The 16,628-nt window shown below is 54.6% G+C and carries 16 protein-coding genes; 4 read left to right on the top strand and 12 right to left on the bottom strand.

Going from position 1 to position 16,628, the window contains the following annotated elements; all coding sequences use genetic code 11:
• Positions 1-196: 196 nt before the first annotated feature.
• Positions 197-754 carry a transporter gene (locus IB237_RS16375; RefSeq protein WP_192489749.1) on the bottom strand — a complete coding sequence of 186 codons (558 nt, stop codon included), beginning with the start codon at positions 752-754 and terminating at the stop codon, positions 197-199.
• A 120-nt stretch (positions 755-874) separates the two neighbouring features.
• Entirely contained in the window at positions 875-3,589 is a 2,715-nt protein-coding gene (locus IB237_RS16370; protein WP_192489748.1) for a winged helix-turn-helix domain-containing protein, read from the bottom strand.
• 355 nt (positions 3,590-3,944) lie between these two features.
• On the opposite strand from IB237_RS16370, the gene greA reads away from it, so the two are divergent.
• The 3 genes from greA (at position 3,945) to IB237_RS16355 (ending at position 5,889) form a co-directional block, all read left to right on the top strand.
• On the top strand, positions 3,945-4,427 hold the full coding sequence (gene greA, locus IB237_RS16365) for a transcription elongation factor GreA (RefSeq protein WP_192489747.1): 483 nt from the start codon (positions 3,945-3,947) through the stop codon (positions 4,425-4,427).
• 111 nt (positions 4,428-4,538) lie between these two features.
• Complete coding sequence (locus tag IB237_RS16360; protein WP_192489746.1) at positions 4,539-5,483, top strand: MYG1 family protein; 945 nt, start codon at positions 4,539-4,541, stop codon at positions 5,481-5,483.
• Between the two features lie 58 nt (positions 5,484-5,541).
• Positions 5,542-5,889 carry a RidA family protein gene (locus IB237_RS16355; protein WP_192489745.1) on the top strand — a complete coding sequence of 116 codons (348 nt, stop codon included), beginning with the start codon at positions 5,542-5,544 and terminating at the stop codon, positions 5,887-5,889.
• A gap of 12 nt (positions 5,890-5,901) precedes the next feature.
• Here the strand turns inward: IB237_RS16355 and IB237_RS16350 are convergent, their stop codons facing one another.
• From IB237_RS16350 to IB237_RS16325, 6 genes are all read right to left on the bottom strand, one after another.
• Positions 5,902-6,708, bottom strand: a complete 807-nt coding sequence (locus IB237_RS16350) for an IclR family transcriptional regulator (RefSeq protein WP_192489744.1) — start codon at positions 6,706-6,708, stop codon at positions 5,902-5,904.
• Between the two features lie 18 nt (positions 6,709-6,726).
• On the bottom strand, positions 6,727-7,116 hold the full coding sequence (locus IB237_RS16345; protein ID WP_192489743.1) for a RidA family protein: 390 nt from the start codon (positions 7,114-7,116) through the stop codon (positions 6,727-6,729).
• Positions 7,117-7,134: 18 nt separating this feature from the next.
• Positions 7,135-7,905 carry an amino acid ABC transporter ATP-binding protein gene (locus tag IB237_RS16340; protein WP_192489742.1) on the bottom strand — a complete coding sequence of 257 codons (771 nt, stop codon included), beginning with the start codon at positions 7,903-7,905 and terminating at the stop codon, positions 7,135-7,137.
• 11 nt (positions 7,906-7,916) lie between these two features.
• Entirely contained in the window at positions 7,917-8,582 is a 666-nt protein-coding gene (locus IB237_RS16335; RefSeq protein WP_192489741.1) for an amino acid ABC transporter permease, read from the bottom strand.
• Between the two features lie 4 nt (positions 8,583-8,586).
• Positions 8,587-9,249, bottom strand: a complete 663-nt coding sequence (locus tag IB237_RS16330) for an amino acid ABC transporter permease (RefSeq protein ID WP_192489740.1) — start codon at positions 9,247-9,249, stop codon at positions 8,587-8,589.
• Positions 9,250-9,324: 75 nt separating this feature from the next.
• Positions 9,325-10,167, bottom strand: a complete 843-nt coding sequence (locus IB237_RS16325) for a transporter substrate-binding domain-containing protein (RefSeq protein WP_192489739.1) — start codon at positions 10,165-10,167, stop codon at positions 9,325-9,327.
• Between the two features lie 185 nt (positions 10,168-10,352).
• On the opposite strand from IB237_RS16325, the gene IB237_RS16320 reads away from it, so the two are divergent.
• Positions 10,353-11,432, top strand: a complete 1,080-nt coding sequence (locus IB237_RS16320; protein ID WP_192489738.1) for a D-TA family PLP-dependent enzyme — start codon at positions 10,353-10,355, stop codon at positions 11,430-11,432.
• A gap of 68 nt (positions 11,433-11,500) precedes the next feature.
• On the opposite strand, the gene IB237_RS16315 is transcribed toward IB237_RS16320, so the two are convergent.
• Genes IB237_RS16315 through IB237_RS16300 form a run of 4 tightly spaced genes read right to left on the bottom strand, consistent with a single transcriptional unit; the run spans position 11,501 to position 16,114 of the window.
• Positions 11,501-12,460 carry a spore coat U domain-containing protein gene (locus IB237_RS16315; protein WP_192489737.1) on the bottom strand — a complete coding sequence of 320 codons (960 nt, stop codon included), beginning with the start codon at positions 12,458-12,460 and terminating at the stop codon, positions 11,501-11,503.
• The gene (locus tag IB237_RS16310) at positions 12,457-14,901 is read right to left on the bottom strand and encodes a fimbria/pilus outer membrane usher protein (RefSeq protein WP_192489736.1); all 2,445 of its coding nucleotides are present in this window, start codon (positions 14,899-14,901) and stop codon (positions 12,457-12,459) included. Before IB237_RS16310 ends, IB237_RS16315 begins: the two co-directional genes overlap by 4 nt.
• Entirely contained in the window at positions 14,873-15,592 is a 720-nt protein-coding gene (locus tag IB237_RS16305; RefSeq protein WP_192489735.1) for a molecular chaperone, read from the bottom strand. The genes IB237_RS16310 and IB237_RS16305 overlap by 29 nt, the downstream gene beginning before the upstream one ends.
• Positions 15,593-15,613: 21 nt before the next feature.
• Positions 15,614-16,114, bottom strand: coding sequence for a spore coat U domain-containing protein (locus IB237_RS16300; RefSeq protein ID WP_192489734.1), 501 nt, complete (start codon positions 16,112-16,114; stop codon positions 15,614-15,616).
• Positions 16,115-16,628: the final 514 nt, after the last annotated feature.

Genomic DNA, 16,628 nt, shown 5'->3' with positions numbered 1-16,628 from the left:
GCCATGGCGGCTACGGCGATGCCGCTCGCCATAATGACCTCACGGCGGGTTGGCCTCGGCGCAACGTTTACGGCAGTGATTTCACTCATAACGCCCTCCCTGATGATTGATCGTTCACGGAAAACAGATTGAGCCGAAGACGGGGCTGTGGCGAGTAAAGCGTCGTAAAATGATGCAAACGCCCGACGCGGTCATTTTATGTCGTTGTTCTATCTGTGTTAATATCAAGAGAGCGCCCGCCTGCGGCCTTGAGGAGTGCCAGTGCCGTCGTCAAAGGTGTCCCGTCGGAACCCTCAGTAATGAGCCTGTTATGCCTGTCGTCTTGAAGGCTACGTGTTACAAGATGGGCTGGGAATATGGCGACTGGTTTTCCACTGTCGAGGAACGACGCAAGGAAAGACCGTGGTTTGCTGTTTTCAAAATCCCAAAGGTGTCGCGACATTCCAAGACAGAAGATCGCATCGAAATCCTCAAGGTCGATCTGCTCGAGACTAAGTGTGTCCGCAAGTTCTTCGCGTGCCACTCTGTCATCCATAAATCGACGCACTGCTTGGTGTTGCGATGTCTTCTCCCTGACATCTGACAATTCTGGATATTCACCTGTCAGCGTGGTGAGGACAATGTCAGCACCAAAATCCTTGAAAAGATAATAGACCGGTGCAAAATCGCTCAATGTGATCTTGGAATTTGCTGCTTGGTCACTGTCGCTCGCTGCAAGGATAACCAGAAAACGGGTCGGCTGAATGCCTTCCATTGCGATCTCCTCAACTTGGAAGAAGATGATGGCTCGACTGACCGGCGTTGACGAGTTGAGAGTTGTAAATTGGTGTAAAGGAAGGAAGGACGGGATACTGCTTGTCGGTAACGAGGCCAGTTAGGAGGCATTTTGAGTAGTCGATAGCTGCTTTTCATAGAGACCACACGCAAACACGCTATCTTCCACCGATTTTAGCAGAGGAATGGCACCAGCCGACTGAGCAAACTCATATGCAAGTGCCAGGGTCGAGCGCGCTTCGCCCAGGTCTGATGTTTTGAGCTGGATTTCTGCCTTGGTCCGCAACATTTCAGGCTGCCACCATGCCACGCCGGCGGCGGCGCATTTTTCCATTGCGGTATTGAGTACATTCATGGCCTCGACGTGGCGACCAAGCCCGGACAATGCTCTTGCTTCTGTTGTGATGAACATTGTTTCAAACAGGTTGAAACCGGCATTGCGAAGCGATTGCAGACCGGATTGTATTTGTGACAGGGCAGTTCTGTCGTCTCCCTGCCGCCGCAAAAGTTCAGCTTCGAAACACACCGCATATGTTCGCCAGACATCAAGCATCGTAGCTTTGGTGTGCTCTTTGAGAAGAGCAATGTACTCAGCGGCCAGACGGTCTTGTCCGGACATCAGAGCAAGTGGGCACGCGGATTCTGCAAGGGCATTGGTCAGCGATGCGTAGTGGCCAACGGATTGGGCGTATTCCAGGGTTGATACAACATCTGCCATGGCCTCCTGTTGTCGTCCTAAAAACCATTTGCAGCGCGACAATATGATCTGAGCCGTTACCCGCTGATCGAACTGAAAACGGATAGCGTGCCCCGTCGATGGCAGACCCTGATAATCACGCAACATGGTCTCGAGGTATGTTTCACTTTCGGCATGGCGCCCGAGCCAGTGTAATGTCGCACCTCTGATCCGATTGCCGATGACTATATCGGCAGGATCGGGCGATGAAATTGCAAGTTCGGCAAACCGCGTTGCCAGATGAAGGCCAGTCTTAGGTTCCGCCCGATTGATGGCATCGACCCACAATCCCCATATTGCGCGCAGTTGATGGTCCACGTCGCCGAGTCTTTCTGCGATATCGGCAGACTCATTCCACGCTTTCACACCTCGGCCGGGTGAAGCTGCCGTGATGATCTGCGGCCACCCCATCGCAGTATAAAGTTTCATCCTGCTCGCCTCGTCAATACCGGGATTTGCGTTCAGGTAATCGATCGACGCCGTAACGGCCGAGATGCATTCGTCGTAAAGCGAAAGCTTGAAAAATAGCGGCAATGCCGCAACGGTCAGTCTTGCTCCCAACAGCTTGTTGCCACCCGTCGACAGTGCCCAGTCGAGACATGCGCGCAGACCCAGAACAATATGGCCAAATTCCTCGATGGTCTCTTCGGTGGCTTGGCTGTAAATTCTGGCTGAAGATGTATCGAACAATTGCAGGAGATATGTGCCAAACTTTTCCATGGCAGGGCTAACGCCGTGGGTTTGAGCCAGTTTTTCCGCAGCATAGATGCGCGTGGTATCAAGCAAACGGTAAAACTGGGTGGAAGCCGAGGTTTCCGCCACCACGAGTGACTTTGCGACAAGGGCGGCCACGAGATCGTAAGTGTCATCACTCAGTACCGCAGCTGCGGCAGATATGGAAAAACGTCCTCTGAAGATGGAAAGCTCGTTCAGACCCCGTTGTTCGTCCACGGCTAACAGCTGGTAACTCCAATCGAGTGTTGCGCGCAGTGTTTGGTGCCGTGGCAAAGCAGTGCGTCGACCACGGCTCAAGACCCTGAAACAATCATGGAGCGATGCTGCAAGCGACAAAATACTCATCGATTCCAGCCTGCCGGCCGCCAACTCAATCGCCAAAGCTATTCCGTCAAGCCGTGCACAGATGTCGATGACAATTGGCACGTCCATTTCTGTCAGTTGATATCCACCGAGACAGGCATCTGCGCGCTGTACAAAAAGCTGGACCGCAGGAGAGGCGAGTGCTTCTTCGAGTTTGACTGTTGATACTGGGACATCAAGCGGCAGAAGACGATGAACCCTCTCACCGCTGGCACGAAGAGGCTCACGGCTCGTTGCCAAAAAACGTGTGTTTGACGTTCGTTGTAGCACAGCCTCTACGAAGTCCGTTACATCGTCGATCAGATGCTCACATCCGTCCAGAAAGATTGTGACAGGCCTTGTTTCCAGCGTGGCACAGATGGTCGCCAACACATTGTCAGAACGGTATGTGATGCCAAGGCTGGAGGCGACGGCTGCAGGCACCAAATCGCCGGATACGATATCCGAAAGTTCGACTTTGATGATTTCAAGTTCGCCTGCCAACTGGCTGACGACGGCTTTGGCCACGGTTGATTTTCCAATTCCACCAGGCCCCGTAATTGTGAACAGGCGACTCTTGGGAAGCTGTTCAAGAATTCCCTCGATGATCTGGTTACGACCAAAGACCTTTTGACCACCCTCGTCAGGCGTGGGTGGTCGTATCGGTTCGCGCTGGGTATCCTTCCTACCCCGGAGCACCTCTCCAACAAATGTGTAACCTCTGCCGGGAATGTTGGCGATGAACTGTGGTTCTGATTTGGTGTCACCAAGGGCTTTCCGAAGTGCAGACAAATGCACCCGCAAATTGGCTTCATCAACATATGTGTCCGGCCATACGTGTTTGACGATTTCGTCGTTGGTCTTGAGTGCGCCGGGGGTTGAGATAAGAAAAAGCAAAATGTCTATCGCGCGGCTTCCCAACGCAACATTCGCTCCATCCCGCTTCAGGCTGCGCCTGGCAGGTACGATCGAAAAGGATGCAAAACGCAGTTCTTCTTCCACTGCGAAACCTCAGCAATTGGCCCTAATGCGAACGGATTAAGCTGCACTTTTTGGTGTTCAATATAAACAATAGAAATGCGCGATAGACTTGCGGCTGTGTCAACTGTCTGCGTGAACGCTGCCCGCGCAGACTATGGGAAAGGCTGCGTTTGGAGTTACGTCCTGTCATTTTCCGTATAAAATGTCTCTCCGACAAAATCATGAATGGAATTTTGTATTTTGTCTATCCGGTGGCTTGGTTGTTGCGGCGCTTGTGCTTGGAGCGTGACGGGGATGACAGCGGTGGTTACGGAACCTAAAAGGCGTAGAATGGCTTACAGATGAAGATAAGCCTGATGTCAGACGGAGTTGGAAATTGAGTGTTGCCTTTGTCAAGGAAGAAAGTGCCGAAGCAGCTTCGGAAACCCTGCTTCCTGATCGCCCTATTTCACCTCATCCCAATCTCGTGACAGAGGCGGGATTGCAGGCGCTTGAATTGCAGTTGCAACAGGCGCGTGAAGCCTATGCTGTCGCCAATGCCGTCGAGGATGTCAACGAACGGCGACGTCAGGCGGGCCATCCCTTGCGGGATTTGCGTTATTACGCTGCGAGAGTTCATACGGCTCAGTTGATGCCGGTGCCGTCATCAACCGACAAGGTTGCCTTCGGCAACACCGTTACCTTCAGTCGGGATGACGGACGGGTGCAAACCTATCGGATTGTCGGCGAAGATGAGGCTGATCCGACAAAAGGTTCGATCTCCTTTGTCTCTCCTGTGGCCCGGCTTCTTATCGGGAAGGCTGTCGGTGATGTGGTGCAATCGGGAAATCAGGAAATCGAGATCATCGAAATCGCATAAAAGTTCACGCGACGACATGACAAATGATTGGCGGGTTGAGATCAAACTCGACACAGGCTATCTGGTGCACACCCAAAGCTGATCTTCCACAATACAAGGTACGTCTCCCGTATGATCCCGGACTTTCTCGTCACCCATTCCGGTGGCTTCCATGCTGATGAACTTCTGTCCAGCGTAATCCTGACCCGGCTGTTTCCGAAGGCACGTATTGTCCGCAGCAGAGCGCCTGAATGGATCGCGCCGGGCGAAGATCGCATCATCTACGATGTCGGCGGTGCGTACGATGCCGATAAGAACATTTTCGATCATCACCAGCGCGGCGCGCCACTGCGCGAGGATGGCCAGCCTTACAGCTCTTTTGGTCTGGTCTGGAGGCATTACGGTCGCGATTACCTGGTTGCTTCCGGTCTGCCGGTAGAACATGTTGAAAAGGTTCACGCGTCATTTGACGAAAACTTCGTGCTGCCGATTGATTTGGTCGATAATGGCGCATTCAGCCCCTCAGGCGTTTTGGGCGGGCTAACACTCCCTGTATTGCTTGAGACACTCAAGCCTGTGTTTGACGACACTGATCCAGATGCAAGCGACCGCGCTTTCCACGCAGCACTTGGTGTGGCGCGCAGCTTTGTCGAAGCCAGAATTGCCCAAAGCGCCTCCAAAATGCGTGCCGAGGCGGTTGTTCTTCAGGCAATCAACAATGCAGGGGAACGGCGTGTTCTGGAATTGCCAATGGGCATGCCATTCCGCCCAACGATCATCAAGGCCGGTGCCGATCATTTGCTGTTCGTGGTGCATCCACGTGAAAAGGACTGGTGCCTGACGACCATTCGTCGCGCCGATGAAGGCTTTGAAGTGCGCGCTGATTTGCCCGTCGCATGGGCGGGCCTGACCAATGGCGATCTGGAAGCCGCAAGTGGTGTGGAGGGTGCAAGCTTCTGCCACAATGGCCGTTTTGTCGCCGCCGCCCGTACCCGTGAGGCCGCGTTGGCCATGGCCGAGATCGCGGTCCGGCAAGCCCTCGCGACGGAGCAGGCTTCACCGGCGACAGTCGAATAAACCGGCCTCATGCCGTCACTTTCTGCGAGTGACGTGTCACTGCGAAAAGGAGATTGCTATGATTGAGAGAATTGGACTGACTGATCGCTGGAGTGATGCAGTCGTTGTCGGAAACCTGATTTTCCTGTCCGGTCATATCGCTGAAAAGACCCGTGGCCAGTCGGTCAAAATCCAGACTGAAGAGGTGCTTCTCGATATGGAAGACACGCTTTCAAAGGCTGGCGTGACCAAGGACAATCTGGTGAGCGTCAATATCTATCTGGCTGACATGTCCGGATTCGATGAAATGAATGAAGCCTGGGACGCCTGGGTGTCGAAGGGCCATGCACCAACCCGCGCAACGGTAGAGGCTCGTCTTGCCCGCCCGGACCTGCTTGTGGAAATGACTGCGATTGCAGCCAAGTAGGGTGTAGCGAGGTTATCCGGCGATAGTGGCTTGGTTTCTCTTATTATGGAAACCAAGCTTCTCGGATATCTCGTCTGCTGCCTTGATCAAGCTTTCGAGATAGGCGGTGCGATTACGCAAGCCGTCTTCTCGTGGCGCAACGAGGCAAAGGGTGGCGATGCAAGCGCCATCCGCCTGATAGATCGGCACGGCAAAACAATGGGTGAAGTTCTCGACTTCACTGTTGAAGGTAAAGAAGCCGTCGCGGCTGGCCTGACGCACCTGTGCGATGAATTCAGCCGGTTCCATACGTCTGCCGTTTGGCAGAATGAAATCTTCCGCCGGGATAAGATCAAGGATCTGCTGGTCGCTTAAATGCGAAACAAGCAGACGGCCAGACGCCGTCCAGGCGATGGAAACCAGTTCACCAATATTGGATGAAATGCGAAACGGGCGAATGCCTTCGCGCATCATGGCAACGGTATATTTGCGGCCTTCAAGCAAGCACATCTGTGCGGTTTCTCGGGTCTCTTCCGCAAGCCGGATGAGCATGCGGTCGCATTCGCGCATCAGATCGAATTGTTCGGCATAGGCTGTGCCGAGGAAGTAGAGGCGGCGGCCGAGATAAACGCGGCCGTCTCCTCCTTCGTAGTCGAGCATGCCGTGGCGCAACAAAAGATTGATCAGTTCATAGACTGACGATCGGGGCGCCCCGATTTCCGAGGCGATCTCGTTTGGCCGCATGGGTTGTCGCTTCACGCGCAGAAACTCGAGGATCTCGAATGCGCGATCCAGTCCCCTTGTGCGTCGCGATACCGTATCGGGTGGCGCCTCGGTCATGCTGTTCTCCAAATCTTGTCAGCCGCGGTCGGCGCGGTAAGCAATGCAGTCGACTTCTACCTTGCAATCGACCATCATACTCGACTGAACACAAGCGCGGGCTGGTGGGTTGGCGCCGAAGTATTCTGCGTAAACGCCGTTGAAGCTCCAGAAGTCGCGCGGGTCGTCCAACCAGACGCCAACACGGACCACGTCTTCCACGCCGTAACCGGCCTCATGCAGGATGGCAATCAGATTTTCGATTGCCTTGCGGGTCTCGGCGACAATTCCGCCGCGAACGATTTCGCCATTTTCCATAGGCACCTGACCGGAAACATGCAGCCATCCATTGGCTTCAACTGCTCTGGCGAAGGGAAGGGGCTGTCCGCCTGCACCGGTTTCACCCGCACCGTAACGCTTGATAGTCATTGCATTCTCTCTTTTCTTTTAGTTGAAACTGGATGTCTTGAGGAATTCGGCAAGCCGCTCGGTTTTCGGCTTGATGAACATTTCCTTGGGGTCGCCTTCTTCACAGATGACGCCTTGGTTCATGAAGATCACACGGCTAGACACCTCATATGCGAAGCGCATTTCGTGGGTGACGAGCAACATGCTCATGCCGTCTGCGGCCAGGCCCTTGATAACCTGCAGCACTTCACCAACCAGTTCGGGGTCAAGGGCCGAGGTGACTTCGTCGAAAAGCATCAGTTGGGGTGACATGGCAATGGCACGGGCAATGGCAACACGTTGCTGCTGGCCGCCCGAGAGCTGGCCGGGGAAATGGCCGCCACGCGAACCGAGGCCGACGCGCTCAAGCCACTTTTCCCCAATGGCGCGGGCTTCGTCACGGCTCATTTTCTTGACCTTGACGAGACCGAGCATGACGTTTTGCAACGCCGTCATGTGTGGAAAGAGGTTGAATTGCTGGAAGGCCATGCCGGTCATGGCGCGCTGTCGGGCAATTTCCTTTTCGCTTTTACGTTTGCGAGTGTTGCCGGAATATTCGTAACCGATCTCTTCACCGCCTAGGCGGATATGTCCGCCCTGGAACTCTTCCAGCATGTTGATGCAACGAAGCATTGTTGTCTTGCCGGAGCCGGAAGAGCCGATGATCGAGATAACCTCGCCTTCGTGCATGGTGGTATCGACGCCTTTTAAGACTTCGAGTGGGCCATATTGCTTGCGCAGCCCCTGAATTTCGAGAAGTACCTTGCTCATGACATGCGGCCTCAGGACGGGACAGCCGTCTTGCGTTCGACGTATTTGCCAAAACGCTCGATGCTGTAGTTGATGACGAAGTAGAGAAGCCCGGCGAAGAAATAGAACTGCAGGCTCATGAAATTGCGGGAGATGATCTCTTGCGTGCGCAGCAAAAGCTCGGCAACGCCAATCACCGAAAGCAGGGTCGATGCCTTGACCATCTCCGCTGCCGTATTGACCCAGGCCGGCAGGAACTGCCGCAATGCCTGTGGCCAAAGCACATAGGCGAAGGTCTGGCTGAAGGTCAGGCCGATTGCCTTGGCGGCTTCGGTCTGTCCCTTGGGAATGGCCTGCAGGCCACCACGGACGATTTCGCCGACATGCGAGGAACAAAAGATGGCGAGGGCAAACACGCCCGCTTGAAAAGGTCCAAGCTCGATGCCGACAGCTGACAGCACGTAATAGCTGGCGAGAACCAGTACGAGAACCGGCGTGCCGCGGATGAAGTCAGTGTAGGCGCGGACAAAGAAGCGAAGCACACGATTACCGTAGACCAGCGACAGGCCAACGAACACACCGAGTACTGAGCCTGCGAGGATCGACAGAAGCGAGATCGATACCGTGACGCCGAGGCCTTTGAGGATGACGTAACGCGCCAGCCAGACCTGATCAAAAAAAGCGGAAAAATCCATCATGACATCACCTCGGGACGGCCAGACGGCGCTCGACAAAACGCATCAGCGCGGCGAGCACAAAACAGGTGGTGACGTAGAGACCCGATGCGACGATCCAGGTTTCGACGATACGAAACGTCTCGACATTGATCTTGCGTGCTTCGAAGGTCAGTTCCGGCACGGCGATAGCCGCAGCAAGTGATGTGTCCTTGAACAGCGAAATGATCGTAGAGGACAGTGATGGCAACACATTGCGGAACATCAGCGGTGCGATGATCGAAGTGCGGATCTGCATCGGCGTCAGGCCGATGGCGAGACCTGCTTCCGTCAAACCGCGCGGGATCGACAACAGGCCGGCCCGAAACACTTCGGCCAGGTAGGCACCGGAATAGATCGCCAGAACGGCGACAAAACTTTCGATTTTGCCAAGCCGCACGCCAAGCTGCGGCAATGCGAAATAGGCAAACAACACCAGCACGAGGATCGGCAGGTTGCGAATGATTGTGACATAGGTCGCAGCCGGAGCCTTGATCCAGACATTCTTTGAGATCAGCGCGAAAGCGACAAGCAGACCGATCAGCGCACCGATCAGAATGGCAACAAAAGCAAGGCCAAGACTGAGTAACAGACCTTCAAGAAGCTGGTCGAAACTGCGCCAGACGGCGGCAAAATTGAGCGTGTAGCCCATGGCGTCATCCTGCCATAGTAGAGTGAGCGGGACGAAGGGTGGTGCCCTCCGTCCATATGAGACAAGCCGGTGAGCTTATTTGTATTCGACCGGGAAGCCGATCTGTGGCGGCGCCAGTTCCTTGCCGAACCATGTCTTGTAGGAGTTCGCATAGAAATCGAACTCGACGCCGGTCATGGCTTCATGCAGAGCGGTGTTGACGAAGTTCAGCCAATCCTGGTCGCCACGCTTGACGCCGCAAGCATAGGTCTGTGGGTTCCAGCCGTAACCGGCATCCTTGTAGCGGCCCTGGTTCTGGGTCATGTACCAGGCAAGCGACGACTGGTCGGTTGCGGCAGCGTCGGAACGGCCGGATTCCAGAGCCTGATAGATCAGGTCAACGGATTCGTACTGGTCAACTTTCGCATCCGGCAGAGCGGCATGAACCATGGCTTCAGCGTACACATTCTGCAGAACCGAGATGGTCACGGACGAGCCAGCGGCCTTCAGAGCTTCATAATCAGCATATTTGCCGTCTGCCTTGAGCATTAGGCCGACGCCTTCACGGTAATAAGGAATGGTGAAGGCGATCTGCTGCGCGCGTTCGCCTGTTACCGTCATGAACTGGCAGGTCAGGTCAACCTTGTTGGTGGTGATGTTTGGAATACGGGCGTCAGACGACTGGTTGACGTATTCAATCTTGTCTGGATCGCCAAACAGCGCCTTGGCAACAATGCGGCCCATATCAACGTCAAAACCCTGCAGCTTGTCGTCGGCGCTCTTGAAGTGCCATGGCGCGTTGGTGCTGCCTGTGCCGAGCACGAGATGGCCGCGCGCAAGAACTTCATCGAGTTTGCTGCCGTCGGCGAGAACCGGAGTGGTGGAAAGGAATGTGGCGGCGACCAGAGACATGATGCCGGTACGGAAAGAAATGGTCATGGCGTTCCCCTATGAACTGAACGTTTCCTTGTATTCCAATATATTGGACATATGTCTGTTTTATTGGATTGACATATCAAGTATCATGGAGGATGTATTGTCAATAGGTATAGGTGATAATTGGTGCGGCGCCGTAAAGTGATGTATTTTGTGGCAGCCCCGTACTTGCCAAGACAGAGGAATTTATGCCCTTTTCGCCCAGCGACATTGACGTAGCCAACACGCCTGCAATCCTCGTTGACCTTGATATCGCAAAGGCGAATGTCGAGCGTTTTCAGAGCTATGCTGATAAAAATGGATTGCGGGTAAGGCCGCATATCAAGACGCATAAATTGCCTGCATTGGCAGAGATGCAACTTGCTGCCGGAGCAACTGGCATCACCTGCCAGAAAGTCTCGGAAGCAGAGGCGATGGTTGCAGGCAGCGACGCAATCACCGATGTGCTGATCACCTACAACATCATCGGCAGCGAAAAGCTGGAGCACCTGAAGGACCTTGCCGGAAAGGTAAAACTATCGGTTGTTGCTGATAGCGCCGAGATTGTGGATGGACTGTCTGCGACGTTCGCTGGTGAGGCGCAGCCGCTTGCCGTTCTGGTGGAATGCGACACCGGTGCCAACCGTTGTGGTGTTCCGTCGCCTGATGCGGCTCTGAAGCTTGCAGCCTATATTGATGCGGCACCGGGGCTCGTGTTTGGCGGTCTGATGACCTATCCGCCCGCTGGTGGGGAGGCATCGGTGGAGCGCTTTATGGGCGAAGCGAAGTCGCTTATCGAGGCGCAGGGCATCGCTGTTCCTGTGATCACATCGGGCGGCACGCCGTCGATGATGCATGCTGCCGAGGCGCCGGTCACGACAGAGTATCGTCCGGGAACCTATATCTATAATGACCGTTCGCTCGTATCACGCGGCGTGACGACGTGGGACAATTGCGCCCTGACGGTGCTTGCGACGGTTGTTTCTGTGCCAGCACCAAACCGTGCGATTATCGATGCTGGTTCCAAGACGCTGACATCTGACCTTCTCGGGCTGACAGGCTATGGTCATGTGCTCGGTCGTGATGACATCACAATTGATCAGTTGTCTGAGGAACATGGTCGTCTGGTCAGTACCGGTTCCATCGGCCTGAATGTCGGTGATCGCCTGCAAATCGTGCCGAACCACGTTTGCGTGGTAACGAACATGGTGGACGCTGTTTTCGTAACCGGCGCTGGTGTGTCCGGCGTTGAGAAATGGCCTGTTGCCGCGCGTGGCAAGATTGTCTGATGCTGGTTGAGTTGAAAGCCTCTTGCCGCTGATGCGTGGCAGGAGGCCTTTTATGCGGTGGCCATCGGCTAATAGCTGACCGTCACAACAACCGTGTCATTATATTGCCCCGGCGCTGGCGTGTTTTGTGCCGGAACGCGACCGTAGACGGTTACGCTCTGTGATGTCCCGGTTCCTGTGCCGGTGACCACCTGTCCAGCGGCACTGCCCCAGACATTGGAGCGGGCGGCATCCCTGTAGAGCCCGTAAATAACCGATGAGCTTCCCAAGACCATCTGCCGCGCAGCAGGCGGGCTATTGCTCAATCCGCCATTGAGGGCAATGCTGTAGGCAAGGTTCGCAGTACAGGTCAGTGTGATCGCTCCGTTTGCATCGACTGCACTATTGAGAACGCCATGGTTGCCGAAGTTGATCGACTGCGCCGACACACGACATGCCGGTTCCACAGCCGCCGTTACGTTAAAAGGGACCAGTGTCGGGTTCTGCGTAACGTCAGAGCAATTCGGTGCCAGCAACGTATAGGTCGTATAGGTGAAGCTGGTTTGCGCGCCAGCGAAACTCGAGAGATAGATGCCGCGCGCAGCAGATGCCTGACTGGCTAAAATTCTGCCGTAGACGGTGCGGCTGGTGCTGCCAAGCAGTGGCGGCAGAATGGGTAGCAACAGGTCGATAGGCGGTGGCGAACCCAGTGCCGTTTGAGTGGTGGAACCCCAAGGTGTTGTTCTTCCGGCATTTTGATACAGCTGATAATTGAGTATGTTGCTGCCTTGAAGCATGCGGCGAATGCCGCCGGATTGCCCACCACTACCAGCGTTGATATTGGGGCAGATACGCACCGACAGGCCCAGTGCCAGCGGGTTGGTGCAGGTCACATTTAATGTGGCCGTTGTATCCACGGCCGCACCGCTTGCCAGATTGACGAAACCGAAATTCATATCCGTCATACTGAAGCTGCATGTTTGCGCCAGCACCGGTGCGGCGCAAAGAAAAGCTGCGATGGCAAGGCCTGCACGGGTCAGCATCATCATTGAACGCTCCTGCATGTCGCTTCAAGGGTTGCACGGGTCTCCGTGGTCGATCCAATAACGATGTGCGCCTCGCAGTCGCCTTTGGTCGGTTGATGAATGAGAAGTCGGTGCTTGTTCGAGACGTTTTCGAGATAGGCCTGTCCGTCGTAGCCGACCACAAAACTACTGTCGTCATTGCCATCGATGGTGCCAGAAGACCCTGTTTCGATGACATCTCCGCTTTCTGATTTCAATGTCACCAGCGCGACGTGACCGCCGGTCTCCACTTTGAAATCAACGACGGCGCCTCCGCCTTCCGTCGGAATCACCGTCTGTTTGGTTCGGTCAATTCGCGCATCGATTGGCAGGTTGGCCGGGTCGAGCGTGATCATGTTGGCATCATAAGACCGCAAGTTCGGAAGCAAGATCTTGCCGCGGCGGTTGGTTTGGCCGATGGGGCGGTTTTCCAGCGAAATCTCGACACCCGGCGCGCCGGCATCAACGACAGCAAAAGCATCATCGATGCGGTTGCCAAAGAAGACGTCACCACCGGCCAAGGCAACTGAGCCATCCAGTTGTACGTAACCTTGTGTGCTGCCGTTGAATTGATCGACACCGGCCGCGACGCGTGCAGCGCTGCCGCGATAACTGGCCGAGCCTGAAATGATATCATTGTTGCCGCGTGAGCCGCGCAACCGCCACCCATAACTGCCCTCGGTTTGTTGCTCGGATTTGACCGCATCTGCCGTAACGGAATAACCATCGGCGCTGGACGAGAATCCTGCAGAGGTAGAAATGCCACCGCCAAATGTCCAGGAGAGACCGGCAAAAATTCCGTAGGATTTCTTATCCGCCAAATCCTTGTAGGCGGTGACAAAGATGTTGCCGTTTTCGGCGATAGGCCGTGTGACAGTAAGGCCGAGCAGCCGGGACTTTCTTTCATCGAAAGTTTCCAGCTGCGTGTAGGAAAAATTGAGACTTGCTTCATCGAAGCTGAGTTGGGTGGAGAGGGAAATCTGATCAAGCGAACGCGCCGGGCGGGCGTTGACCAAGTTCAAGGCCGTTGCATTCTTTGATCTGGTTGCCGCGACGGATGCCATGTCATGAAAATCGCCGAACGCCCGCTGCGAGCGCGCAAAAACCTGCATTCCCAACAATTCTGCTTCGACGCTTGCCGATAGCTGATAGCCACTGTCTTCCCGGAAGTGGCTGGTGGCACCCGAAACTGTGCCCAATCCGAATGCGCCGAGTGTGAAAACACCACCAAGCCCGACATTATAAAATTCCTCGCCGCCTTCGGCATGGCCTTCTACGGTCAACTTGTTGGTCAAGCCGTACCGTACGGTCGCGGAGCCGAGAAAATTCTCGTCATAGTCAAATGAGGAGATGCCGTAATTGTTGCGGGCAAAACCGAGTTCGGCGGAAAAGTCGATGAGGCCGGGTGCCAGCAAATCTGCCGATGCAAAAAACGGCGTTTCCGACACGGTCTCCCGTCCCAGCGCATCGCGCACCACCAGCCGTGCATTGCCGGCACCGCTGACCACGGGAAGGTTTGTAATGGAAAATGGGCCTTCGGGCACCTCCTGTGAGATACGTCTGATATTGTCGACATAGACATCAACGGTAGAAGGCACCGCAGCAGAGCCGGAAAAATCAGGCATTGGCATCGTGACAATATCCGGACGCAGATCGAAGTTGCGACGTATCTGTATTCCACCCATCCGCATCGGGCGTGTCCATGTCAGCCCGCCTGTGATCAGGTCGCCTGCTCTATAAGTCGTCAAATTATCTTCATCGGAATAGCTCCAAGTGGTGTCGAGGCGTTTGCTGTCAAACTGCTCGACCTTTGAGGTGCTCAGGACCTGGGAGGATGACAAGACACCGAGTGGGCCAAAAACACGGCTTTCCAGCAAGGCCGAGACGCCGTTATATTCGACAATGTCCGACCAGCTTTTACCGCCGGATGATCCGTAGATCGTGTAATTCACCAAACCTCCCAGATCGCTCGTGGCCCGTTCTTTTTTTTCTTCGTCCTCTTGCGTATCGGTTTGGCCGGAGGCGTCGATGACCTTGCTGGCGCGGGCTTCCGTCGAAAGCGAAAAATAGATGGACTGGTTGCTTTCGTCGTAACGCCAGCTGACATCCGGCAGCTTGGCGATATCAACCCAACCATCGGCACCGACAGCAGTTTCAACCGGGATAATTCCGACATTTCTCAATTGAACCGGCTCAATCAGGAGCGAGCCGGTGCTGTTTTGACGAAAGGTGGCGATCAGTTCTGTTGAAACATCGTTGATATAGACTTCAAGTTGTAACTCTCTCACGTCCTCGGCGGCAACAGAGGGGGGTGAGGCATCAGGAGGTAAATCCTGATCCTGGGAAAAACTGCGCGATGAAATGATCGTCAAACCTGCAATCGTCAAAACGGCAAGGCTAACCGCCCTTAACGCGCGCCGTCGCATTGACAGGGCCGCTTTCGCTATCTGCGGAAATTTTCAGTGTGCCGCCGCCTCGCTTGCCGCCGGCTGCCGGCACCAGCCAGGTTGCACCGGATTTTCCGAGTACATAACCGACAAGTCCCTGTTGCTGGGCCACCGCTTGACCACTTCCATTGAGCAGCCTGATATTGGCGATGCGCACGCGCTTGGAGCCTTTATTGGAGACGGTAACCTGGTAGCCATTGCCCTTGGGTGTCACAGACCATGTTGGCTGCGCCTCGCTGGCATCGTCTTTCGAGAAAAAGACCGGGATGGAATGGCGGACAACGAGATTGATGGTGCCGGATCGAAGTTTACCCTGTGTTGGCAATTCATCGACCATGACGCGGTAGCTCTCTTCAGCCTTCACAGGCACCTTGGAGAGCCGCACGATGCGGACGAGATTTTCCGCCCCGGGTTTGAGTTGTGTGATCGGTGGGCTTGCAACAACATCGTCTACCGCCGTTAAGACATCCGAGCCGTTTTGCTGGGTCCAGCGGAAAATCCGGACCTGAACATTGATGGCTGTTTTGGCATCGTTGCGGATGCGCAGATTGGACGTCGCTGCTGGTGCTCTGAGATCCAAAATAACGGGTGAGACCCGTAACGAGGTTGCGTGAGAAGGTGAAACATACAAACCGGCAAGTAACGCAGCCGCTAAAGTAAAAAGACGCATATGCGATCCTCCCTTTGGCGATCAATAAGTGAGTGTGGCCGTCACGGTATCCGTGTAAGTGCCAGGAGCAGGGGTGTTTTGGGGCCCAACACGCCCATAGACAGTAAAAGGCTGTGCCGCGCCGGTTCCTGTCCCGGTTAACCTGTCCGTGCCTACCGTGTTGCCCCAAACAAGTGAGTGTGCGGCATCTCTGTAGAGGCTGTAAGCGATTGTGGCCGAGGCGGGGCCGGTCATTAAACGGGTCGTAACTGTTGCGCCAGTCCCAGCGCCCGCACTTAGACCTAGACTAAATGGCGTGCCCGTCGTGCATTGCACGATAATCTGGCTGGTTGCATCTACATTGGCCGCGAGAACACCATTGGTGCCAAAATTGAGATTGGCGGCAGAGTTAATCTGGCAGGCTGCCTGAATGGTGATCTGCACCGTGAAGTTCGTCGATGTAGACGTCTGCGCAAAGGCGACGGCTGGCAGAAACATCAGTGAAACAAACGGAACAAAATAGCGTATTGGTGCGAACTTCATGCTCTCTCCCTGTGCCATTGCACCGCAATTTGGCCGGCGCCTAGCAATGAACGAATACTCCAATAACGAGTAATAAGAACTTGCTAATGTTCGCTTAGATTGGGTTAACAAATTCTTAATTTTCGAACCCGAATAACTACCGGGCGAAATTGAATATGTAGTACAATTACTTATCGAGAATTTGGCGGATTTTTCGGGGTAAAATTGTTTATTATCAATGCATTAATTAGCTTCTTCGGAAATTTGCCGCCCGGCAACGGCCAGCCACATCTGCCAACCGTTTTTGCGGCCCTTACGATTATGTCTTTACGAGGCGTCAAATTTGCCAACTGAAGAGGCGCTGTATCAGGTTTAGATTTCCTTGATGACAGTTCTCGGACCCTGCCTCGATAAGCGCCCGTTTCCGTCATATCGCTGGCATCAATCGGCACGAATTTAAGCATTTAGAGGTTTGCGGCTTAACCACCCTGCGCAGCGCGGTTTTTTAAAGCTTTTCGCTGAAACCGAAGTAATA

It is taken from the genome of Agrobacterium sp. AGB01, from assembly GCF_014851585.1.
In the GTDB taxonomy this organism is placed as follows: Bacteria; Pseudomonadota; Alphaproteobacteria; order Rhizobiales; family Rhizobiaceae; genus Agrobacterium.
Note: the sequence above shows the minus strand (reverse complement) of the source record. Positions and strands in the feature narration are given on the sequence as shown.